This is a genomic window from Deltaproteobacteria bacterium (assembly GCA_011773515.1).
GTDB lineage: Bacteria > Desulfobacterota > Deferrimicrobia > J040 > J040 > WVXK01.
The window spans coordinates 86,846-110,174 of the sequence record WVXK01000016.1 but is presented as its reverse complement, the minus strand read 5'-3'; the positions used below and the strand labels follow the sequence as shown (position 1 = coordinate 110,174).

The 23,329-nt window shown below is 51.6% G+C and carries 16 protein-coding genes, 2 tRNA genes, 1 rRNA gene and 1 other RNA gene; all 20 read right to left on the bottom strand.

The features are described 5' to 3' along the window. Window positions 1-11: 11 nt before the first annotated feature. Window positions 12-87, bottom strand: a tRNA-Ala gene (locus tag GTN70_02280). A gap of 34 nt (window positions 88-121) precedes the next feature. Next, window positions 122-198: transfer RNA gene (locus GTN70_02275), tRNA-Ile, on the bottom strand. Between the two features lie 70 nt (window positions 199-268). Next, window positions 269-1,778: ribosomal RNA gene (locus GTN70_02270) — 16S ribosomal RNA — on the bottom strand. 142 nt (window positions 1,779-1,920) lie between these two features. Then, window positions 1,921-3,132 carry a tyrosine--tRNA ligase gene (locus tag GTN70_02265; GenBank protein NIO15821.1) on the bottom strand — a complete coding sequence of 404 codons (1,212 nt, stop codon included), beginning with the start codon at window positions 3,130-3,132 and terminating at the stop codon, window positions 1,921-1,923. 12 nt (window positions 3,133-3,144) lie between these two features. After that, complete coding sequence (locus GTN70_02260; protein NIO15820.1) at window positions 3,145-3,927, bottom strand: TIGR00282 family metallophosphoesterase; 783 nt, start codon at window positions 3,925-3,927, stop codon at window positions 3,145-3,147. A 5-nt stretch (window positions 3,928-3,932) separates the two neighbouring features. Beyond that, window positions 3,933-5,486, bottom strand: a complete 1,554-nt coding sequence (gene rny, locus GTN70_02255; GenBank protein NIO15819.1) for a ribonuclease Y — start codon at window positions 5,484-5,486, stop codon at window positions 3,933-3,935. Between the two features lie 14 nt (window positions 5,487-5,500). After that, a complete protein-coding gene (locus GTN70_02250) occupies window positions 5,501-6,103 on the bottom strand; it encodes a 5-formyltetrahydrofolate cyclo-ligase (GenBank protein NIO15818.1) in 603 nt (200 codons plus the stop codon). A gap of 173 nt (window positions 6,104-6,276) precedes the next feature. Next, a non-coding RNA gene (ssrS, locus tag GTN70_02245) (6S RNA) lies at window positions 6,277-6,455 on the bottom strand. A 6-nt stretch (window positions 6,456-6,461) separates the two neighbouring features. Further along, window positions 6,462-6,743, bottom strand: coding sequence for a cell division protein ZapA (gene zapA / locus GTN70_02240; GenBank protein NIO15817.1), 282 nt, complete (start codon window positions 6,741-6,743; stop codon window positions 6,462-6,464). 23 nt (window positions 6,744-6,766) lie between these two features. Beyond that, entirely contained in the window at window positions 6,767-6,991 is a 225-nt protein-coding gene (gene zapB, locus GTN70_02235) for a cell division protein ZapB (GenBank protein NIO15816.1), read from the bottom strand. Window positions 6,992-7,004: 13 nt separating this feature from the next. Further along, the gene (locus GTN70_02230; protein ID NIO15815.1) at window positions 7,005-7,751 is read right to left on the bottom strand and encodes a hypothetical protein; all 747 of its coding nucleotides are present in this window, start codon (window positions 7,749-7,751) and stop codon (window positions 7,005-7,007) included. A gap of 11 nt (window positions 7,752-7,762) precedes the next feature. Beyond that, entirely contained in the window at window positions 7,763-8,851 is a 1,089-nt protein-coding gene (locus tag GTN70_02225; GenBank protein ID NIO15814.1) for a hypothetical protein, read from the bottom strand. An 84-nt stretch (window positions 8,852-8,935) separates the two neighbouring features. Further along, window positions 8,936-10,552, bottom strand: a complete 1,617-nt coding sequence (locus tag GTN70_02220; GenBank protein NIO15813.1) for a hypothetical protein — start codon at window positions 10,550-10,552, stop codon at window positions 8,936-8,938. Then, window positions 10,545-11,459 carry a signal recognition particle-docking protein FtsY gene (gene ftsY, locus GTN70_02215; protein NIO15812.1) on the bottom strand — a complete coding sequence of 305 codons (915 nt, stop codon included), beginning with the start codon at window positions 11,457-11,459 and terminating at the stop codon, window positions 10,545-10,547. The genes GTN70_02220 and ftsY overlap by 8 nt, the downstream gene beginning before the upstream one ends. A 104-nt stretch (window positions 11,460-11,563) precedes the next feature. Continuing rightward, entirely contained in the window at window positions 11,564-15,124 is a 3,561-nt protein-coding gene (gene smc, locus GTN70_02210; GenBank protein ID NIO15811.1) for a chromosome segregation protein SMC, read from the bottom strand. A 149-nt stretch (window positions 15,125-15,273) separates the two neighbouring features. After that, window positions 15,274-18,078 carry a pyruvate, phosphate dikinase gene (locus tag GTN70_02205; GenBank protein ID NIO15810.1) on the bottom strand — a complete coding sequence of 935 codons (2,805 nt, stop codon included), beginning with the start codon at window positions 18,076-18,078 and terminating at the stop codon, window positions 15,274-15,276. 33 nt (window positions 18,079-18,111) lie between these two features. Next, the gene (locus GTN70_02200) at window positions 18,112-20,181 is read right to left on the bottom strand and encodes a glycine--tRNA ligase subunit beta (GenBank protein NIO15809.1); all 2,070 of its coding nucleotides are present in this window, start codon (window positions 20,179-20,181) and stop codon (window positions 18,112-18,114) included. Window positions 20,182-20,204: 23 nt separating this feature from the next. After that, window positions 20,205-21,083, bottom strand: a complete 879-nt coding sequence (gene glyQ, locus GTN70_02195; GenBank protein ID NIO15808.1) for a glycine--tRNA ligase subunit alpha — start codon at window positions 21,081-21,083, stop codon at window positions 20,205-20,207. A gap of 98 nt (window positions 21,084-21,181) precedes the next feature. Beyond that, a complete protein-coding gene (recO, locus tag GTN70_02190) occupies window positions 21,182-21,952 on the bottom strand; it encodes a DNA repair protein RecO (protein ID NIO15807.1) in 771 nt (256 codons plus the stop codon). Between the two features lie 5 nt (window positions 21,953-21,957). After that, window positions 21,958-23,304, bottom strand: coding sequence for a magnesium transporter (gene mgtE, locus GTN70_02185; GenBank protein NIO15806.1), 1,347 nt, complete (start codon window positions 23,302-23,304; stop codon window positions 21,958-21,960). Window positions 23,305-23,329 lie beyond the last annotated feature (25 nt).

The following is a 23,329-nucleotide window of genomic DNA, read 5'->3' as shown; positions in this document are numbered from 1 at the left end:
CAAGTTTATTCTGGTGGAGGTGAACGGAATCGAACCGATGACCTCCTGCGTGCAAAGCAGGCGCTCTCCCAACTGAGCTACACCCCCTGATGGATCATATATATTCAAAGACCTCTCTGTCTGGTGGGCCTAGGTAGAGTCGAACTACCGACCTCACGCTTATCAGGCGTGCGCTCTAACCAACTGAGCTATAGGCCCTTGTCTGCACGTCACAGGTTGCCGGATCTTTCAAAACTAAACAGTGAGATGGCACAGGTAATAAAAGATACTCCCTAGAAAGGAGGTGATCCAGCCGCAGGTTCCCCTACGGCTACCTTGTTACGACTTCACCCCAATCACCAACCATACCTTAGGCGCCTGCCTCCCGAAGGGGTTAGCCCAGCGACTTCTGGTACAGCCAGCTTTCGTGGTGTGACGGGCGGTGTGTACAAGGCCCGGGAACGTATTCACCGCGGCCTGCTGATCCGCGATTACTAGCGATTCCGCCTTCATGGAGTCGAGTTGCAGACTCCAATCCGAACTGAGACCGGCTTTTTGGGATTGGCTCCCCCTCGCGGGTTTGCAGCCCTTTGTACCGGCCATTGTAGCACGTGTGTAGCCCTGGACATAAGGGCCATGAGGACTTGACGTCATCCCCACCTTCCTCCGGCTTAACACCGGCAGTCCCCCTAGAGTGCCCAACTGAATGCTGGCAAATAAGGGCGAGGGTTGCGCTCGTTGCGGGACTTAACCCAACATCTCACGACACGAGCTGACGACAGCCATGCAGCACCTGTCACCGAGCTCTTGCCAAAGGCAAGCACCCCCCTGTTTCCAGGAGGTTCTCGGGATGTCAAGCCCAGGTAAGGTTCTTCGCGTTGCGTCGAATTAAACCACATGCTCCACCGCTTGTGCGGGCCCCCGTCAATTCCTTTGAGTTTCAACCTTGCGACCGTACTCCCCAGGCGGGGCACTTAATGCGTTAGCTACGGCACGGAAAGTATAAAGACTCCCCATACCTAGTGCCCATCGTTTACGGCGTGGACTACCAGGGTATCTAATCCTGTTTGCTCCCCACGNNCTACGAATTTCACCTCTACACTGGGAATTCCGCCTCCCTCTCCCGTACTCAAGCCAAGCAGTATTAGATGCAGTTCCCCGGTTGAGCCGAGGGCTTTCACATCTAACTTACCTGGCCGCCTACACGCGCTTTACGCCCAGTAATTCCGAACAACGCTTGCACCCTCCGTATTACCGCGGCTGCTGGCACGGAGTTAGCCGGTGCTTCCTCTGGTGGTACCGTCAAAAAGCCCGCTTTATCGACGAGCTTTATTCGTCCCACCTGACAGGGCTTTACGACTCGAAAGCCTTCTTCACCCACGCGGCGTCGCTGCGTCAGGGTTTCCCCCATTGCGCAAAATTCCTTACTGCTGCCTCCCGTAGGAGTCTGGGCCGTGTTTCAGTCCCAGTGTGGCTGATCATCCTCTCAGACCAGCTAGCCATCGTCGTCTTGGTAGGCCGTTACCCTACCAACTAACTAATGGCGCGCGGGCCCCTCTTCAAGCGACAGCAGAAACTAAGTTCCTGCCGCCTTTTACCCCTGATTCCGTGGAATCTGTGGCCTTATGGGGTATTAGCCACCCTTTCGGATGGTTATCCCCCTCTCGAAGGCAGGTTACCCACGTGTTACTCACCCGTCCGCCGCTTTACTCACCCCCGAAGGGGCTTTCACGCTCGACTTGCATGTATCAGGCACGCCGCCAGCGTTCGCTCTGAGCCAGGATCAAACTCTCCAGTTAATTGTGGAATTGATTCCTGTACCATTCACTGTTTAGTTTTCAAAGATCGGGTAATAATCGCAGAATTAACACTATAGCCAAACCTCCGCTAAATGTCAATAATTATTTCAAAAACCGAAGATTTCCCGCCCCGGGAAAAAACCTATCTATTAAATGATACCCTGAAAAACTCCTTTTTGCCAACTTTTAATTTAATATCCCCTGTCGTTTTAATCGATTTTCTCGCATCCGATATTTTTTCTCCGTTTACCTCGACCCCTCCCTGCTCGATCAGCCGCTTCGCTTTCGACGTAGAGTTAAATGAGGGGGAAATTTCCGCGATCAATTTCGCAAGCCAGATTTCATCCTCGGGGTAGGAAAACTCGATGAGAGAAACGTCCTCGGGGAAGAGCTTTTCGGAAAATTTACGAATAAAGTCTTCTCCTGCCCTTTTTGCGGCATCGTGGCCGTGATACCGGGCCACGATTTCCCCGGCAAGCCCCATCTTCGTATCCCTGGGATTGACGCTCCCCTCGTTTAATTTCCTCTTCGTGTCTTCAAGATCGGACAGAGAAATATCGCTCAGCAATTCGTAGTACCTGATCATGAGATCGTCTGAAATCGACATGATCTTTCCGAACATAACCTCCGGTGTCTCGTTGATGCCGACATAGTTGCCGAGACTCTTTGACATCTTGTGCACGCCATCTGTGCCTTCGAGGAGCGGTGTCGTCATCACTACCTGGGGAACCTGTCCGAAATATCTCTGGAGATCCCTCCCCACGAGGAGGTTGAATATCTGGTCTGTCCCGCCGAGCTCCACGTCTGCCTCGAGGATTACAGAATCGTAACCCTGGAGGAGGGGATAGAGGAACTCGTGTATGTAAATCGCCCTTTCCCCCTTGAACCTGCTGTCGAAATCGTCCCTCTCCAGCATTCTGGCAACAGTCATTTGCGCGGCGATCTTGATAATCTCATCCGAAGCCAGCTGGCCGAGCCACTCGCTGTTGAACCTGATCTCGGTCTTGTCAGGATCGAGAATCTTGAATAATTGCTCCCGGTAGGTTTTCGCATTCTCCAGCACCTCTTCTTTCGTCAGGGGTGGCCTCGCTTCAGTTTGACCCGAAGGGTCTCCGATCATCCCGGTAAAGTCCCCGATAAGGAAAATCACCTGGTGCCCTTCATCCTGGAAATGTTTCAGCTTATGGATGAGAACCGTGTGACCGAGGTGAAGGTCAGGCGCGGTAGGATCAAAGCCGGCTTTTATCCTGAGCTGTTTCCCATTTCGCTTCGCTTCCTCGAGTCTGAGTCGCAGTTCCTTTTCCTGAATTACATCGACCACACCGCGCAATAGCCTTCTCAGCATGTCTTCCATCTGCAGAGAACCTCACACGCTTTTTTCATAGATCCTTCTTATGCTCCGGCACATTCCCGTCTCGACATCAAGTGCCAGCATCACACCGCTGAAAAGTACCGGTCCCGTTGCCACTTCGAACTTGACCGGCATCTGGGAGAGAAACCTCTCCAGTATATGTTCCTTCTTCATTCCGATAATCGAATTGATCGGTCCGCACATTCCCACATCAGTAATGTACCCCGTGCCACCGGGAAGGATGCATTCGTCTGCGGTCTGAACATGGGTGTGCGTCCCGATTACACCCGATACCCTGCCATCGAGATAGTATCCCATGGCCTCCTTTTCCGAAGTCGCCTCGGCGTGAAAGTCGATTATCGTGAACTTGCTTCTCTGCTTGTTGGTTTCAAGCATGGCATCGACCGCCCTGAAAGGACAGTCGAAGGTTCCCATGAAAACTCTTCCCGAAAGGTTCGCAACGAGGTAACTCGACCCGCTTCGCCCGGTAAAAAATCCGTAACCCCTTCCAGGATTTCCTGGCGGATAATTGAGGGGTCTAAGGACCCGGTCATTGCTTTCTATATACCCTATGATTTCCTTCTTGTCCCAGACGTGGTTTCCCGTGGTGATGACATCGACCCCGTACCCGAGAAGCTCATCTATCACCTCTGCCGTGAGGCCAAACCCCCCCGCCACATTTTCAGCATTGACAATGACAAGGTCGAAATCTTCTTCCCTGCGAAGCTTATCGATGTTTTCCCTGACGGCCCGCCTTCCCGGCCGTCCGATAATATCTCCTATGAAAAGAATGTTCAGACCGCTCACCTCGCAAATTCGACAGCTCTGGTCTCCCTGATCACCGTCACTTTCACCTGCCCCGGATACGACATTTCATTTTCCACTCTTTTCACGATATCCCTTGCAAGCATCAAAGCCGATTCATCGGATGTCTTCCCCGGCTGGACTATAACTCTTATCTCGCGTCCCGCCTGTATGGCATATGCCTTTTCAACTCCCTGAAACGAAGTTGCGATCTTCTCGAGATCCTCGAGCCTCTTCAGGTAGTTTTCGAGCATTTCCCTGCGGGCGCCAGGCCTCGCCCCGGAAAGGGCATCGGCTGCCTGAATGATGATAGGGAGGATGTCCTTTGGAGATTCATCCTCGTGATGGGCTGCTATGGCATGGATGATTCTGCTCGACTCACCATATTTTTTGGCAAGCTCGGCACCGATAAGGGCATGGGGTCCTTCCACTTCGTGATCAACGGACTTGCCAATGTCGTGGAGGAGACCGGCCCTCTTTGCCACCTTGGGATTCAGCCCGAGTTCTGAGGCAATCGCGCCGGCAAGAAAAGAGACCTCGAGCGCATGGGTGTACATGTTCTGGCCGTAGCTCGTTCTGAATTTTAACTTTCCGATCATCCGTGTAAGTTCTGGGTGCATGTTGTGGATGCCAAGGTCGAAAATTGCCTGTTCTCCGGCTTCCTTTACCTGCTGGTTGATCTCGTCTGTCGCCTTTTCCACAACCTCCTCGATCCTGGCCGGGTGAATCCGTCCATCGGCGACGAGCCGCTCGAGCGCCACCCTCGCAACTTCCCTCCTGAGGGGGTTGAAACCGGAAAGGATAACCGCCTCGGGTGTATCATCGATGATGAGGTCAACGCCCGTTGCAGCTTCAAAGGCGCGTATGTTGCGGCCTTCCCGCCCGATTATCCTTCCCTTCATCTCTTCATTCGGCAAAGGAACGGTGGTGACCACTCTCTCGGAGACGTAATCGGCTGAATACTTCTGAATGGCAAGGGCAATCATCTTCTGCGCTTTCCTATCGGCTTCTTCCTTGAACGTGTCTTCTATTGCCTTGATTTTCTTCGCCACGTCCATCTTGGCCTCATCTTCGATCATATCCATGAGCTCCTGTTTGGCCTGCTCCAAAGTGTAGCCGGAAATGCGCTCGAGCCTGTCCTTTGTCTCCTGTATTTTCTCCTTGTAAGCCTCTATATCTTTACTCAGCTGTTTCTGCGTCTGGTCAAGTTGCTTTTCCCGCTTGGTAAAATCTGCCTCTCTGGTCTCCAGGGACTCTGTTCGCCTGTCAAGAAGCTCCTCCTTCTGGAGGAATCTTCGCTCCAGCCTCTGCAGTTCCCCCTTCTTTTCCTGGGTTTCCTTCTCAAAATCTGACCTCACCTGAAGCATATAGTCCTTTGCCTGAAGCGAGGCCTCCTTGAGGATGCTCTCCGATTCTCGCTTGGCTCTCTTCAACACCTCATCTGCAGCCTCTTCCGCCTTCTTGATTTTTTGATCCGCCGTTCTCTTATTGATGAAAAGAAAGATGGATATTACACCCAGGAGAGCTACCAATCCCGCAAGTACAGCGATTATTAGCGTTGTGTTATTCACCGCGAACCTCCGGCAAAGATGTTTTTGTTGTCTCCCTGCCAGCCATTCTCCGTAAGAACAAGGTCGAGCTTCACATCCCACAAGTCTGCATCAATGGCATTCAATACCTGGAAGGCATACCCGAAACCTATCGTCAGCAATGGTTTGTGCCTGGACAGATAGCGGTCGTAGAAACCCCTCCCGTATCCGATCCTGTGATTTTCTCTGTCAAACGCCACACCAGGCACGACAACGATATCGGGCACACTCCCCTCCAGGCCGGTGTAGAAACCCACGTCGGGCTCGTAGACTCCGAATTTTCTCCTCACAAGCTCCCTTTTCGATGATACGGGAAGAAACACCATTTCCACGTCAGATACAACTCTTGGAAACAGGCACGTTGTACCCCTGCTTATGAGAAAGTCAAAAACGGGAAACGTATCAACCTCGCCTTTAATGGGATAGTAGAGCCCTACCGAGTTCACGTTCGTCGCCAGCAGGAGATCGTTGATAAGCAGAGATGCCAGGTGAGAACTCTTTTCCTTTCTTTCCCTGAAAGAAAGATCGTTCTCCCTCATTTCGATCACTTTCTTTCTGATTGCGCTTTTGTTTTTTGGCATAAAAAAATCCCACAACACGTGATATCGCGGGATCATTTCAGGAAGGGAATAAGGCTTTGTGGGGCTTTTTCCTCGTGCAATCTTCTCTGCGTTAAGGCTTTATAGTAATAAAATCCTTATCCCTTCAAAAAACCCTGTGTCAATCCCACATATATGTAAAAAACGGTTATGAAATGTTCCCCGCCGATGCCGTGCTGACGATTGATGTTGAACCCGTCCCACATAGGTGGGTACCCTTGTAACGGCTTCTGGCTTCCCCGGTGCGGGGTGTGCTCTCCACCGTCAGGGAGGATTCCCGTTCAACATTTTGTTGGCTCAAACCTTTCGTCAGTCACCAACACAGAAGGGAACGCCGTTTTCATCCCTGTATGTGACCTAACTTTTCGTCCAGCAGTAAATCGAGCTCCTTGACTTTTCCCTTTGTATTTTCAAGCTCTCTCCTCATTATCAGCATCTCGTCGGCGATGGTGAGAGAGGTGAGAATCAGCTGATCCATATTCGTTATGGTCTTGTTGTCACGCTTTATCTCCCGCAACTTTCCATTGAGATACGAGGTCAATTCCTCGACGTACCGTTCATCCTTATCCGTTGATATCGACAGCTTATACCCGAGTATATTTATGTCAATTACCTTTTTCATGACTCAATTATACAACAATTTCTTCACAACTCAATCACTTCAAGTTTGCTGAGCAGCCTCTCGATACTCTTCTTCACTTCATCTTTTTCACGGGACAACTCCTCCGCCCGCCGCCGCAACTGCTCGTTCTCCAGAACCTTCCTGTTCAGTTCTTCCTGTAATCGTGCGTTTTCCACCTTGAGCTTCTCGACGATTTCAATGAACTTGGAAATTTTTGACTCTATCTTGCCAACGAAATTCTCAGACATCTCCTCTCCCCCCTCAGTACGCGTAGAGATTCCCGTAGGGCCTGTTTGTAACGGGAACTATCTTTGTGAACGCGTTTTTCATAACATCGTTGTAGTCGTAATCGAACTCTTCGCAAAACTCCTTTATCGAGCTCTCGAGAATTCGCCTGTCGGCATCCTCGATCGGCACCACGCCAACTTCCGCACCGACCCTGCTCATATCGGGCTCACCCCTCAGGAAAATCACACCCCCGTGCATCCCCGTACCGAGGAAATCACCCGCGACGGGAAGCCCGTTATCTTCTCCCTGCGATATCCCGAGGATTATGAGCACCCCGCCCGCCATATATTCCCCGAGGAAATCTCCCGCCTTGCCACCCACAACCATGACCGGTATCTTATCCTGGTATCCTTTCATGTGTATGCCGACCCGGTACCCCACGTCTCCCTTTATGAAAATCTTTCCTCCCCTCATCGCATAGCCGCATACGTCACCGGCGTGGCCGTGGATGGAGATCTTTCCCGAATTCATCGTATTTCCCACGTTGTCCTGGGCATTATTTTTGACGATTATGTATGGGCCATCCATGAACGCTCCAAGGTCGTTTCCCGGAACCCCGTCGATGACTATCGTGACCCTGTTCTTTATGCCATCTCCTATGTAGTACTGACCGTTTACATTGCAAAGGATGATCTCCGTGCATCCCTCACCGACAGCATCGCGCACCATCTTGTTCAGATCCCTGTAGTAGAGGCCTTTTGCGTCAATTTCCCTTCTCATGAACGGTACCCTCAGTTGATGATGCCTCTTTCCAGCTTCGCTATCACCGGCTGTCCCGCTTTCGGTGCCCATACTTTGTCCGGATCGGGGCACACCTCGCGAATCGCCGCCTCTTCGCTTGCCATGTAGACAAAGTCTCCCTTCGTCCCGACAACGAGCGGCCTGAGCTTTACCCGGTCGTTCAAACCGACAATGCCGTCTGAAAAAGCAAAGAGAATGGCAAAGGGGCCGTTGAGCAGCGCGCTTCCGAAAACCATCCTTATAGCCCTGAAAAGGTCCCCTTCCTTGTTGTCGAGGTCCTTCCAGAAAGGTGCCGCAAGCGCCACGCAGGCGGATTTTATATCCAGCCCGAGCTTCCTTATGAGCAGGTCGAGGAGGTAGGCAACGACTTCCGTATCGGTGAGAAGCGTCAGGTTGTAACCGTACATTTCAAGATACCGCTTGTTGATTCCATAGGATGATATTTCCCCATTGTGAACGATCGACCAGTCCAGGATAGTGAAGGGGTGCGCGCCTCCCCACCAGCCCGGCGTGTTCGTGGGAAACCTGTTGTGGGCGGTCCAGATATAGGCCTCGTAGTCTTCGATGCGGAAAAAATCAGCAATATCCCTCGGGAATCCGACTCCCTTGAATACTCCCATGTTCTTACCCGATGAAAAAACGTACGCTCCCTCGACAAAGCCATTGATCCGCATAACGAGGTTCACAATCATGTCATCCTCGTGCTGGAGGTGAAGATCCCGGGGGGCCTTTTCGATCACGGGCCGCAGGAAGTACCGTATGAGAATGGGGGAAATTCTTATCCTCTCCGTGACCCGGGTCGGTATCTCCTCGTAATAAACGACGTCGGAGAGATTCTCGAGGAGAGACTCCGTCTCCTCTTTCGCAGAGTAATCGTCATACATGATGTGAAACGCATAGTAATCCGCATAGTCAGGATATATTCCATAAGCGGCATACCCTGCACCGAGGCCATTGCCTCTGTCCGTCTGGAGTACGATCGATCTGACGATCTCGCCGCCACCTATCCTGTTACCGCGGGTGTTGATGATCCCGGAAAGACCGCACCCCGATATATCCTTGGAAAAACGGTAGGTCATAACCTTTCTCCGCAGCTGTCAGAAGTTTCTAAGGTAAACACAATATATCATATCATGTCAAGCCGTCAGCAAAGGTTGCAATTGTCAGTGACCCTCAAAGTCGACCACGCAGTGGGCTATCCCCGCGCAGACAGAAACGAGTCGCCTCATGGAGGAGAGAATATCGAGGTGAATCGAGCTGGTTTCGAGGGACTCCTTCATCCCCAGGTGCAACCGCCGTATGTGGGCGTTCTTCAAATCCCTCTCGAGGTTGCTCAGCACTTTTTTTCTGTTTATAACCCGGCTGGCAAGCTCTCTGTCGACTCTCATGAACGCGAATAGTGCCTCATCGTACATCTCAACGACCTTGCCGTGATACAACAGTATCTCCCCTTTTCCTTCTTCAGAGAAATATAACTTATTCAATATTTTATTACTCAACTGTTCGCCGATTCCTTTATAGATTATGTCACCCGCTACTTCGAGGTAACTGATAACCGAAATAAACGCCACGTTTCTCTTGCCCACTTCCAGACCTATATCGATCTGGCTGTGCTCGGAGATAAACTTCTTGATCTCCCTGTCGAGATAATCGACGAGATCATCACGGCCGGCTATATCGTCGATACCCTCCAGCGTGCCCGACTCGATAATCTCCTGAATGTCGATGAGCATACCCCGAACCACATCCGCCATTCTCATGATCTCTCTCGACACCTGCGCCGCCAGGAGAGATGACGACGCTGCGTATGATCTGTCGAGGTATTGAAGCCTGAATTCATCCCTGTCCTCTTTTTCGGGATACATTTTCTCGAGAAGCTTCGCCGCCACACGGGTAAAAGGGAGAAAGAGGAGGGATATGGTAAGGTTGAACACCGTGTGCATGTTCGCCACCATATGCGCGTGATCGAAGGAAATCGTCTCGAGGATCGACGGTATATACCTCAGGAAGGGCAGAAATAGCAGTACGCCTGCGAATTTGAAAAAGAGGTGTCCCCACGCAATCCTCGCCCCTCTCTCTTTTCCTCCGATTGCGGAGAGAAAAGCGATGACGGTAGCCCCGAGATTTGCCCCCAGAATTGCGGGAATGGATGCCTTGATGGTCACGATATCCTGTATCGAAAATCCGATTATCAGCGCGAGGACGGCTGTGGAGGACTGGAAAACCAGCGCACATATCAGGCCACCGGCGAACGATATGAGCGGTGCTCTGTCGAGCCCTTCGAGGATCATCGCAAGCCCCGGGATTTTTCCCACCCCCGCCGAGAGCTCGTTTACGATCACTATGGCAAACAGAATGAATCCGAACCCGAGAATGCCCTGACCGATAGCTTTTCTCCGCTGATTGCGGGAGAAAAGGTAGAAGAATGCACCAACTGAGATAACGAGCAATGAGATAGAGGTTATTCTGAAGGATATCAACTGAACGATAACGGTAGCACCGAGATCTGCTCCCAGGATGATTGCGAGGCAGGCAGGTAAAGAAATCGGGGTCGTCGCCGTAAGCGACAAAAGAAGCGCCACCGTCGCTCCCGAGGACTGCAGCGATAGGGTTGACAGGAACCCGGCCAGATAGGCGGGAACGCTCTTATCGGACAGTTTCTTGAATGCTACCCGTATTTTTTCCCCCAGGGCTGATTCGAAACCCATTCCAGACAGGCGAATCCCCAGGAGAAGGAATGCGACGGCACCGAGAAATTGTATGAGCAGGAGGTCACTCATCGAACAAAAGGGCCCTTGCAAAGTCGGCTGAACCAAAGGGCCGCAGGTCATCAATGCCCTCGCCGATCCCGATGAATCGGACGGGAATTTTTATTTCCCTCGTTATGGCGAGGAGGACCCCACCTTTTGCAGTTCCATCAATCTTTGTCACCGCAAGGCCGGTTATGCCGAGAGACTCGTTGAAGCTCCTCGCCTGGTTGATGCTATTCTGTCCGGTCGTTGCATCGAGGACAAGCAAAATCTCCGAAGGCGCATGGGAAAGTTCCTTATGGAGAACTCTTTTTACCTTGCCAAGTTCATCCATCAGGTTTTTTTTCGTGTGAAGCCTTCCCGCTGTGTCGATTATCACCACGTCCTTTTTCTTCGAGCGGGCAGACTGAATCGTATCGAAGGCAACAGCCGAAGAATCCCCACCCGGCCTGTGCTTTACCACATCAACCCCCGCCCGCTCGCCCCAGATCTCGAGTTGCTCGATCGCCGCTGCCCGGAACGTATCCCCTGCGCCGAGCAAGACGGAGTGTCCCTTCATTTTGAGGCCGTGTGCCAATTTTCCTATGGTAGTCGTCTTACCGGATCCGTTCACGCCGACTACGAGGATGACGAATGGGTAGGGAGGAAAAATCTCGAGGGGTTCCTCGACATCCTCGAGCATGTTTCTTATGATCTCCTCCATAATCCGCTTGATACGCTGTGGATCCGGTTTTTCCTGTTTCTCGAGACGCGATCTTAAGTGCTCCATGAGGAAAAGGGTCGTCTCGAAACCAACGTCGGACAATATGAGGATTTCCTCGAGCTCATCGAGCAGCTCTTCTCCCCCTTTCCCTGCCTGCACTGCATCCTCAAATCGCTCCAGGATGCTCCTTCTCGTCTTTGTCAGCCCTTTTCGGACTTTCGATAAAAAGGCCACCACCTGTTGCCCCTTTCTCCTTTATCAACCGAATCAGAGTAAAAAGAATATAGCACACAAAAAGCTGAGACCCGAGACTTTCGGGGGATGGGATTGCCTGCGGGTTAACTTAATTGCGCGGAGATGATACGCGATATGCCAGGCCTGTCCATGGTCGTCCCATAGAGAAAGTCGGCAAGCTCCATCGTCCTCTTTTTATGGGTGATCATGATTACCTGACAGCTGTGGGATATATCTCGAATCAGCCTGTTGAACCTGTCTACGTTCGCCTCATCAAGGGGCGCATCAACCTCATCGAGGAAAAGAAATGGCCCCGGCCGGACGAAAAACAGGGACAGGAGGAGACAGATACCGGTAAGCGCTTTTTCACCATTGGACAAAAGGGCCAGATTTTTCAGTTTTTTACCAGGCGGCTGGGGTATTATTTCCACACCCGATTCCAGCAGGTTATCCTCCTCCGTCATTTTCAGCTGGCCCTTACCTCCCGTGAAAAGCTTGGGGAAGAGTTCCATGAATTTTTCGTTCACGCTGTTGAACATCGTTATGAATTTATCCCTGGATTCCCTGTCAATTTTCGAAATCACCTTTTCAAGGTCCTTCATGGACTTTTCAAGGTCCTCCTTTTGAGCCAGAAGGTTTTCATATCGCTTTGCAAGCTCATCCCTCTCCTCGATTGCAGAGACATTGACTTCTCCCAGCAACTCGAGCCGCCTCCTCGTGGCGTCCATTTGCTCATGGAGAAGTTCATCACCAATATCGGCAAACATGCCGGTTGCCGGACTCGGGTCAATTTTTTCGAGACCGTAGCTGTCGTGGGCAACGGAATGTATGCTTTCCAGCCTCGTCCTCACCGCCACGAGCTTCTCACGCAGAGAAGAGATCTCCTCTTTTGAGTTATTAAGGACAGATGCGGTATCCGCCGATTCTTTTTCCACATCAGACAGGTTAACCTTCATGCCGGATATCTGGGCGCTTTTTTCGGCCATTTCTTTCTCGAATTCTTCCCTTCCATCAGCTACCGCTTTGAGCTGGACGGTCATCTCTTCTTTCCTGAGCAAAAGACCCTCTCTGCCGCGCTCCAGTCCTCCAGCCTCCTCGGCTACCTTGCCCCTGTAGGCTGTTTTATCCTCTACGATTTTTCTCATCGATTCGATCTCGGTTTCGATCCTGCGTTTTTGCTCCTTCAGCTCCATATGCTCAAGGTCCCGCCTGCTGGTCCTTTCCTCGAGCTCTCTCAAACTTATCTCGTCATCTTGGATTGCGCTCTTCAGGACCGTGATCTCCTTCTCCAAGTCTGCAGCCTTTTTCGCACTCTTTTCTTTCACGATCCTGGTCTCCTCGTTTTGCGTCTCATATCTTTTCATCTCTGCCCTCAGATGGGCAAGTTCCTCTTCACTCCATCCATACCGCTTTTTCTGCTTCTCGATCTCCTTTTCGAGAAACTCGATGTGCACTTTTGCCGAATGCTTTTCCTTTTCCCGGGCGCCGATCTCTGCCTGGAGCTTCTGGAAGCGCACCCTCTTCTCTGCCAATTCCTCCTTGAACACATTGAGCTGGTTTTCCTTGTTTTTCAGATCCTTCTCTGCACCCAGCAGTTTGCCTTCCAGCTCCGCCATTTCTCTTCGCTTGCTCAGAATGCCCCTTTCTTCGCCTTTTACGCTTCCTCCTGAAATGACTCCCGTGGGCAGAACCAGGTCACCCTCGAGGGTAACATAGGTCGCCCAGAACCCGTTGGTCTTCCACAGCCTCACGGCATCTTCGACGGTTTTTACGAGAAGGACATCCCCGAGAAGGTCTTCGATAAGCTCCCTGCACTCCGCGGGCGCTGATATAATTCCGGCAATGGATGAGATAACCCCTTCCCCCGCTGGTATCTCGACGCTCTTGACGTCCCTCTTCCGCAGCTTTACCGGGGCGAACGCCCCCCTTCCCTTTCCCGTGTTTTTCAGCGCCCGAAGGGCAACGACACCGTCGTCTGCGTCCTTGACGATGATATATTTCAGGCTCTCCCCCAGGGCTGCCTCCACGGCCCTCTCATAGCCCTTTTCGACCGCTATCAGTTCCCCGAGCACACCGAGTATGTCTGCCCCTTCTCCTTTTGACCGGAACTCATTCATGATGTAAGACACGCTTTCACCAAAAACCTCGTAATTTTCCAGAATCTGCTTCAGGGCATTGAGGCGGCTGTCGGTCCTCTCTCTCTCCTTGTTCATAGCTTCGATATTGCCCTTTAGCATCTCCACTTCTCTCTCGCAGTGGGAGATCGAAGCGCTCAACTCCCGGGACTCCTCACTGATGCGGAATATCTTCTCCGTGAGTTCTCTCTCTCTTTCGATTTCATCCCGCGCTTGCTTCTCTCCCCTGGCGATTTCCGTCTGGAGTTGCTCGAGCTCCCGTGCGAGATGCTTTGTCTTCCTATCGGTTTCAGAAAACCATTTCTCGTTTATGCTGATCGAGTTGTCGAAACCACCGATGCGGGAAAGAAGGTCGACAAGATCATCCCTTTTAAGCTCCTGTTTCTGCTTGAGCTCTTTCAGCCTCCTTCCCAGCGTTTCCCGGAGTTCTGCTGGCTCCCCGTGCTCAGATTGAAAAAGGACGATTTGCTCATCCGTTTCTCCCGCAGCATCCAGAAGCCCCGCAATGCTATTTTTCAGCTCGGCCATCTCCATCTCGATCTTTCTTCCTGCATCGTTGAGGGCCGAAATCCTCTCTGAAACATTTTTTATTTCCCGGGTCACCGCGCCGTGCTCGGTATCAAGGCGGTAAAATGACTCGTTTTTCTCAGACAGCTTCTGCCTGATGCTCTCGATCTCCGTTTCAACGCCAAACACGGCGTTCCTCAGCTCCTGCTCCTTGACCTTATACGCCTGCAATATTTCTTCCGTTCTCCGTGCCTTCGCCGCCGTCTCGCGCAATAAATTTTCGAGCCGCGCCTCCTCCTCGCACTCCCTCACCGCTTTTCTCCTGAGAAGTTCGATTTCCATATCCTTCATCTCACCTTTGAGGACTCTGTACCTTTTCGCTTTCCTCGCCTGCCGGTCTATCGAACCGAGCTGCCTTTTCACCTCGAGCAATATATCCGACACCCGCATCAGGTTCTGCCGCGTTGTCTCAAGCTTCCTCAGGGCCTCCTTTTTCCTCAACCGATATTTTGCAACACCAGCTGCTTCCTCAATCAACATGCGCGTCTCTTCCGGTTTTCCCGTGATTATCTGCTGGACCTTGGCCTGTTCGATGATACAGTATCCCCGGGCCCCGGATCCCGCGTCGAGGGAAAGCTCTACGATATCTTTCAGCCTGCAGGGGGTTTTGTTTATGAAAAATTCGGACTCCCCGTCTCTGAAGGCCCTCCTCGTTATCTGGATCTCTGAAAAGCTCTCGTAGCCTGCCGGTTTGGGGCCAACCGTATTGTCGAAAACAAGCGTCACCTCCGCCATGCCCATTGGCGGTGACGTCTCCGAACCGGAAAAGATTATATCTTCGAGCAATTTGGTCCTTATCATCGTCGGGGCTGTCTCCCCCATCAACCACCGAATTGCATCAACGACGTTTGATTTCCCGGAGCCGTTCGGGCCAACAATGGCGGTTACCCCCTCGGAAAAGTTTACGACCGTCTTTTCGCAGAAGGATTTAAACCCCACAAGCTCGAGTGATTTTATTTTCATACGCAATCTCCGTTGAGGCTTGATGTATCAATATAGTGTATAGAACATCTTTGGTAATACAATATATTGTGCGATTTGGAAAAAGTAAAGCAAAAAAAAGGTGACCCCGGCAGGGGTCACCCCGACACCTTCACTCGAATAAACTGCCCTCAGCGGGCCGATTTTCTCCTCTTTTTTCCCTTTGCACCCGCCGCCTTCCGAGAAGCCCTGTTCCTCATATTCTCTTTAATTACCACCTGCGCCGCTGAGAGCCTCGCTATGGGAATCCTGTACGGTGAGCAGCTCACGTAATCAAATCCGCTCAGATGACAGAATTCGACGGAAGCAGGGTCGCCTCCGTGCTCTCCACAGATCCCTATCTTGAGGTCTTTCCTCGTCCCCCTGCCCCTTTCAACGCCTATCTTTATGAGATCTCCCACGCCTGCCTGGTCGAGGGTCTGGAAGGGATCAAAGTTAAGGATATTATCAGCCCTCTGTTCGTATACCCTCTTGCAGTCGGGACAGGACAGGTCTTTCTCGAGTATACCACCGCAGCCGACGCACTTTTCCGCGGTGTTCATATACTCCATGATAAACTTTCCGGCATCATCCCGTGAAAAGCCATAAGCCGTCTGGGTGAGGTCGTTCGTGCCGAAGGAGAAAAACTCCGCCTCTTCGGCTATCTTATCCGCGCAGATAGCAGCCCTTGGAAGTTCGATCATGGTTCCGACAAGATATTTCACCTTCGTCTTGAACTTTCTCTGCACTTCCTCGGCCACCTGTACGACGATCTCCTTCTGGGCCTGCATCTCTTCTTTCATGCTTACCAGGGGAATCATGATCTCCGGGTATATCTTCACCTTCTTTTTTGCCACCGTGCAGGCAGCCTCCATGATAGCCCTGACCTGCATTCTCGTGATCTCGGGATAGAGGATGCCAACCCTGCAGCCGCGAAGCCCGAGCATCGGGTTAAACTCGTGGAGCTCCTCTACCCTGGCCAAGAGGCTCTTTTTCTCACTCAGCAACCCCTTGTCAGCATGGAGAAGCTCGAGCTTTGTAACCTCGACCATCAAATCTTCCATCTTCGGAAGGAATTCATGGAGGGGTGGATCCAGAAGCCTGATGGTGACGGGATACCCGTCCATTGCCTTGAACAGCCCAACGAAATCCTTTTTCTGCATCGGGAGGAGCATATCGAGATACTTTTTCCTGTCCTCCACCGTCTTTGCGAGAATCATCTTCTGCATGATATTGACTCTGTCCTCTGCAAAAAACATGTGCTCGGTTCTGCAGAGGCCTATCCCTTCCGCGCCAAAGTCACGCGCAACCTGCGCGTCCCTCGGGACATCAGCATTCGCCCTGACACCGATCTTTCTGAATGAATCCGCCCATTTCATCAAAACGCCAAAGGCCCCTGTCAGTTCGGGCGTCATGAGGGGAACCTCGCCCAGTATCACCTCTCCCATGGACCCGTTTAAAGTGATGAAATCTCCCTCCATTATCGTTTTCCCCTGGACGGAAAACCTGTTCGTCATCTCGTCGATCTCTATATCGTCACAACCCGCCACGCAGGTCTTCCCCATCTGCCTTGCCACAACCGCCGCATGGGATGTCATGCCCCCTTTGGCAGTCAATATTCCCTTTGCAGCATCCATCCCGTGGATATCGTCGGGGCTGGTCTCTTTCCTCACGAGAATCACCGGCTTCCCCTCCGTTGAAAGCTCAACCGCCCTGTCTGCATTGAATACCACCATCCCCGTTGCAGCACCGGGAGAAGCGGGGAGGCCTTTTGCAATCACCGTGTAACTGGCATTGGGGTCTATGATGGGGTGGAGAAGCTGATCTATCTGGGCAGGTTCGACCCGAAGGATAGCCGCTTCCTTCGAAATCAGCTTTTCCTTTACCATATCAACCGCAATCTTGACGGCGGAAGTGGCCGTTCTCTTCCCTGACCTGGTCTGCAGCATGTAAAGGTGATCATTTTCAACGGTGAACTCGTAATCCTGGACATCCCGGTAATGTTTCTCGAGCCTCTTCGTGATATCTATCAACTCCTTGAAAACGGAAGGCATATCTTTTTTCAGCTCTTTCAGCCCCTTCGGTGTTCGTATGCCGGCAACCACATCCTCACCCTGGGCGTTCAGCAGATATTCCCCGTAGAGCTCCTTTGCCCCCGTGGAGGGGTTCCGGGTAAATCCGACGCCCGTGGCGGAATCATTTCCCATATTCCCGAAAACCATGAGCTGAATGTTAACCGCAGTCCCGAGGTTATCGGGGATACTGTGGGATTTCCGGTAATACTTTGCCCGGGGATTATTCCACGACCTGAACACTGCATCGATTGCCATTTTGAGTTGCCTGTCGGGTGCCTGGGGAAAGGGTTTTTTTAACCTTTTTTTGACCAGGTCCTTGAACTTCTTCACGATAAACAGCAAATCATCGGTATCGAGATCCGTGTCCAGATCTATATCCTTTTCGCTTTTTCTTTTTTCGAGGATCTCTTCGAAATACTCTTTCGGTATGCCGAGGACCACGTCTGAGAACATGGTTATGAAACGCCGGTAGCAGTCAAAGGCAAACCTCTCATTTTCGGACTTTTTCGCCAGGCCCTTCACCGTATTGTCGTTGAGACCGAGGTTGAGAACCGTGTCCATCATCCCGGGCATGGAGAATCTCGATCCCGACCGGACGGATACGAGAAGGGGGTTGTTGCGATCCCCGAATTTTTTCCGCGATAGCTTTTCCAGCCTTCGGAGGTTCTTTCCCACCTCATCGGTTATCCCTTTCGGGACCCTCCCCCGATTTCTGTAGAATATGTTGCAGGCTTCGGTGGTTATCGTAAAACCGGGTGGAACGGGGATTTTGAGATTCGTCATTTCGGCAAGATTCGCTCCCTTTCCGCCGAGAAGGTCCTTCATCTCGGCTCTTCCCTCCGCTTTGCCAGCCCCGAAAAAATATACGTACTTGTTTGCCATTTCCAATTCCTCCATATATGTAAATATACTCGCCTACTTTCTGGATTGAGAAAAATCCGCTATCCAGCTGAAAAGTCCCGTCAACTCAGAGAGAAGCGCCAGCCGGTTATTTCTTCGTTTTTCGTCTTTATCCATAACGAGCACTTTTTCGAAGAACAGATCGATTGGCTTTCTCAGCGAAGCCAGCTTTTCCAGGGCGTCACCATATGATTTTTTCGCGACGAGACTCTCAACCGATTCCCTGGCCTCCAGGATAGCCCGGTACAGATCCCTCTCCTCATCGTGATCGAAAAGCTCCGGCGACACGGCATCTGCAACCTGAGCTCCCCTCGTTATGTTCTGAGCTCTCTTAAAGCCGGTGATCAGGGACTCGTACGACTCGCTCCGCTTGAAGGTTGAAAGGGCTTCAACCTTCCCCCTTGCATCCAGGACATTGTCGAAACCGACGTTGAGCACCGCGTCGATGATTTCATGGTCCACATCTCCTGAAGATATGACGCCCGGGAGCCTGCCCCGGAAAAACTCCAACACGTCTGCGATGATTGCCCCTTCTTCCCCTTTTATGCGATCCTCGAGGTTTTTTATCGCCCACGTGATCAACTCCGAGAGGGAGAGGTCATAGCCTTTGTCGATGATGACGTTTACCACTCCTATCGCCTGCCTTCTCAGGGCGTAAGGGTCCTGCGTCCCCGTCGGCACCAGGCCAACCCCGAAACAACCACAGATGGTATCGACTTTGTCGGCGATAGAAACAATCGCACCGGTTCCTGTTCCGGGCAGAATGTCCCTGGCTGCTCTGGGAAGATAATGCTCAAATACCGCCTCGGCAACCTCCTTTTCCTCTCCCGTCTTGAGAGCGTAGTCCCTTCCCATAATTCCCTGGAGCTCGGGAAACTCGTACACCACACCGGTAATGAGGTCGATTTTGGACAGAGCCGCAGCCCTCGCCGCCAGGTCCGCCTTTGCGGGATCTACCTTTTCCGCGATCTTCCTGGAAAGCTGCTCTACCCTTTCAACCTTGTCGAAATAGGTGCCGAGGTCGGACTGGTAAATGACCTCTTTCAGCTTATCCTTCTTGCCGATCAAAGGCTCCTTCAGGTCGTCTTTGTAGTAGAAGTCCGCATCCGACAGTCTTGCCTTGAGCACCTTCTCGTTCCCTCTGACCACCACGTCCATATCTTCTGTGATAATGTTCGACACCGTTGCAAAACCGGGGAATAGATTTCCACTCTCATCTTCAAAAACGAAATATTTCTGGTGCTCCTTCATGGTGGTTACCAGAATCTCCTTGGGCAGCTCCAGGTATGACTCCTCGAACTTTCCTACGACCGTCACGGGATACTCGACAAGATTGGCAACGGTTTCCAGGAGACTCTCATCCGCCACCCACGTGAAACCGATCTTGCTTTCTATGTCTTTCAGCTGCTTCCTGATTATCTCCTTCCGCGTATCGAAATCAACGATGACGAAAGCCTCCTTGAGCTTTTCCACATACTCCGAGGGTTCGTTGATGGTAATCTTGTCAGGTTTTAAAAATCTGTGCCCGAAGGTGAAGTTAGAGGACCTCGTGTTCCCGAAGGAGACATCTATGACCTTATTCCCGTAAAGGGCTATGATCCAGTGGACGGGCCGGGCAAACCTGATATCCAGGTCAGCCCACCTCATGGACTTTTTAAACGGCAGGGCGGGAAGGAGCCCCATCAGTATATCGGGAAACAGCTCTTCTGCCGTTGAAGACTCCTCTTTCTTCTGGTACCCGAGATACCTTCCCTTTTCGGTTTCGAATATTTTCAGGTCCTCCACCTTCAGATGGGATGATGCCGCAAATCCCAGCGCTGCCTTCGTGGGTTTTCCAGACGCATCGAAAGCGACACTTTCCGGGGGGCCGAGAACGAGATCCTCCTGCGTTTCCTGCGTATCTCCCACGTCTTTGATCCTGAACACCAGCCTCCGCGGGCTGCCGGTGATCTGTATGCGGGAGAAGGTTATCCGCTTCTTTCTCAACTCTTCCTCGAGATATTTCTCGCCCGCCTCGAGGGCCGGCCCTATAAAGCCTGCCGGAATTTCCTCGCAGCCTACTTCAATAAATAATTCTCTGCTCATGCCTTCCTCTCTCACCGTTTTTTTTATTTGAATGATTTGTTCAGAAGAGGATATCCAAGCTCTTCCCGCATCCCCAGGTACCCCTCCGCACACATACGCGCCAGGGTCCGGACACGACCGATATAGGATGTCCGCTCCGTTACCGAAATTGCTCCCCGGGCATCGAGCATGTTGAAGGTGTGGGAACATTTCAAGCAGTAGTCGAAAGCCGGGAGAACCAGCTTTTTCTCCACGAGCCTCCTGCACTCCTTTTCAAACATTTCAAAAAGAGAGAAGTGCATCGGTACGTCCGCCTCCTCAAAGTTGTATATCGAAAACTCCACCTCTCCGCGGTGGTAGACATCGCCATACGTCACATCTCCTATCCACTGAAGGTCAAAGACGTTGTCGACCCTCTGAAGATACATTGCGATCCTCTCGATTCCATAGGTAATCTCAAAGGAAACGGGTTTGAGGTCGAGGCCCCCTGCCTGCTGAAAGTAGGTCAGCTGGGTAATCTCCATCCCATCGAGCCATGCCTCCCAGCCCAGACCCCACGCACCGAGGGTCGGGCTCTCCCAGTCATCCTCAACAAGCCGAATGTCGTGTTTTTTCGGGTCTATCCCGAAGGACTCGAGGCTCTCGAAGTAGAGATCCAGTATGTTGTAGGGAGAGGGCTTCATGATTACCTGGAACTGATAATAGTGCTGAAGCCGGTTCGGGTTTTCACCATATCTCCCGTCGGTAGGCCTCCTGGAGGGCTCTACGTAAGCAACATTCCAAGGTTCGGGGCCAAGAACGCGAAGCAGCGTTGCCGGGTTGAAGGTACCCGCTCCAACCTCGATATCATACGGCTGCTGAACAACGCACCCTTTCCGCGCCCAGAACTCTTGAAGTGCGATGATAAGATCCTGAAAATTCACCTTTTACCTCCATGGGTTTTAGTTTTCAACAATAACCAAACAGAAAGGAATATATGAAAATATCATTAAACATATATGGTGTCAAGAAATATAAGAAATTAGAGGGTTTTCAAGCCTTTTAGTTTCAAATCCCGTGTAATTTGTATGAGAGGCCTGGGAACGAAGCCGAGTTTTTCCAGGATCACTTCGGTGGTAATCCTGTTTATTGAGCCGCTCTCATGCTCGGGAAACGGGGTGAATTCCCCGCACTCCGGATCAAGCGCTGCGGCTACTTTGCCCCTCATGTCTTTGCTAATTATTATATATTTTCCTGCTATTCTGCAGTTTATGCAGTAGATATGGCTGTTTTCCCTGTTGTAATATCCTTTTTCCTCTTCTCGAAAAACGCGGGCACAGCGGGAGCAGGTTGTGACGTTTGAAAGGAAGCCCGAATCAGCAAGCACTCTGATTTCCATCCACTTTACGGTCGAAATTATATCCTTTCCAGAGGCCAGGGACTCCAAAAAGATCCTCAATGATTGATAGATATAGGAGGATGCCATGTTTTCGAGATAAAAGTATTGAATTACCTGGAGAATGTAGTCAGCCGCACAATAGGCCTTGAAATTGTGGGCAATTTCCTCGAAGGCCTGTAAGAAACGGGCTCCGCTCACCACGTAGTAATCTTTTTTGCCCGCGGTAAGACTGAACTCATAAAGGCATAATTTCCTGATCGAACCGGGAAATCTCTTTTTGCTCCTTTTCAGCCCGGGTGCTATGGCCCTGATTGTCCCCCTGCTCTCGGTAAAAATCAAAAGGGACACGTCAGATTCCCTGAAGAGGTGTTCTTTCAGCTTTATTCCTTCCGTAATGAACGACGCCCGTCCCATGACGCTCAGATGAATTCCTTGAGAAGTAGGGTCGAAAGACCGAGAAAGGAGAGAAATCCCATGCAGTCCGTGGCGGTTGTCACAATAACTCCAGAGGCCAGGGCAGGATCGATTTTAATGGCCCGAAGAAAGAGGGGAACGATGGTACCAAAGGATGCCGCCACGAAGAGATTGATTACCATTGCCAGAAAAATGGCAAGACCAACAACGGGCAGTCCTTTCCACAGATAGGCAACGACGCCCATCAGGAGGCCGTTTGTCATACCATTCAACAATCCTACCATGATCTCCTTCAAAAGAACCCTTTTGGCCCCGCCGTAATCGAGGTCCCCGAGAGCAATCCCCCTCACGACGACCGTGAGGGTCTGCGTTCCCGCGTTGCCCCCCATGCCGGCAACTATGGGCATAAATACGGCCAGAAACGCAAACTGACCGATTGTGTTTTCAAAGAGACCCACAACCCAGGCCGCAAGGAGCGCGGTAAAGAGATTCACCGATAACCAGGGGAGTCTCTTCCGCGCAGTGGAAAGGGTATCGGCAAATACCCTCTCTCCTATGTCGACGTTGGCAAGTCTCAAAAAGTCTTCCGTTGCCTCCTCGTCCACCACATCCATCACGTCATCGAAAGTTATGCGGCCCAGAAGCTTTCCTTCCGAGTCCACAACGGGCATCGAGGGTGTGTCGTACTTTTTGAATATTTTCGCCACCTCTTCCTGATCCGTTTCGGGCTTGATCGCATAGGGGGCGGGCTCCATGACCCCGATTATGCGCTCCTTGGGGTCAGAGAGCAGCAACTCCACCAACCTCACTATCCCCCGCAGGTGAAACTTCTTATCAACAACATAAATAAAGTGAATCTGCTCGATCTGCTCCCGCCTCACCCGCAGGAGGTTTATTACTTCCTGTACCGTTTGAAACTCATAAACGTAGATGAACTCAAGAGACATGATACCGCCTGCGGTATCATCCTCATACTTCAAGAGTTCCGTAACCTCGGCCCTATCCTCTTCGTCTATCCCCTCGAGAACGGCCAGACGCTGAACGGGACTCAGCTCATCGAATATATCCGCCGCATCATCAGAGTCCATCTCATCGACGATGGCGGCAAGCCTGGTGGCCTCGATTCCATCGAGAATTTCGCCTTTGGCATCGACGTTGAGCTCGGCTATCACGTCAGAGGCGATCCTCGAGTCGAGAAGGCTGAAAACATACTTCTTCGACTCCTCATCGAGGACCTCTATGAAGTCAGCAATGTCCGAGGGGTGAAGCGTCGTGAGCATGACACCGACGGCATCGTCGTCCACATTCTCGACGAGGGCAAGCAGTTTTTCATACTGCTCTTTGAGAAGCATAGAGACAGCCCCTGAAGTTTACCTT

Bases quoted from the DNA above. Each gene is read 5' to 3' on its own strand.
- GTN70_02265 (NIO15821.1), bottom strand. From the start codon at position 3,132: ATGGAAGACATGCTGAGAAGGCTATTGCGCGGTGTGGTCGATGTAATT.
- GTN70_02250 (NIO15818.1), bottom strand. From the start codon at position 6,103: ATGCCAAAAAACAAAAGCGCAATCAGAAAGAAAGTGATCGAAATGAGG.
- zapA (NIO15817.1), bottom strand. From the start codon at position 6,743: ATGAAAAAGGTAATTGACATAAATATACTCGGGTATAAGCTGTCGATA.
- zapB (NIO15816.1), bottom strand. From the start codon at position 6,991: ATGTCTGAGAATTTCGTTGGCAAGATAGAGTCAAAAATTTCCAAGTTC.
- GTN70_02230 (NIO15815.1), bottom strand. From the start codon at position 7,751: ATGAGAAGGGAAATTGACGCAAAAGGCCTCTACTACAGGGATCTGAAC.
- GTN70_02225 (NIO15814.1), bottom strand. From the start codon at position 8,851: ATGACCTACCGTTTTTCCAAGGATATATCGGGGTGCGGTCTTTCCGGG.
- GTN70_02220 (NIO15813.1), bottom strand. From the start codon at position 10,552: ATGAGTGACCTCCTGCTCATACAATTTCTCGGTGCCGTCGCATTCCTT.
- smc (NIO15811.1), bottom strand. From the start codon at position 15,124: ATGAAAATAAAATCACTCGAGCTTGTGGGGTTTAAATCCTTCTGCGAA.
- GTN70_02205 (NIO15810.1), bottom strand. From the start codon at position 18,078: ATGGCAAACAAGTACGTATATTTTTTCGGGGCTGGCAAAGCGGAGGGA.
- GTN70_02200 (NIO15809.1), bottom strand. From the start codon at position 20,181: ATGAGCAGAGAATTATTTATTGAAGTAGGCTGCGAGGAAATTCCGGCA.
- recO (NIO15807.1), bottom strand. From the start codon at position 21,952: ATGGGACGGGCGTCGTTCATTACGGAAGGAATAAAGCTGAAAGAACAC.
- mgtE (NIO15806.1), bottom strand. From the start codon at position 23,304: ATGCTTCTCAAAGAGCAGTATGAAAAACTGCTTGCCCTCGTCGAGAAT.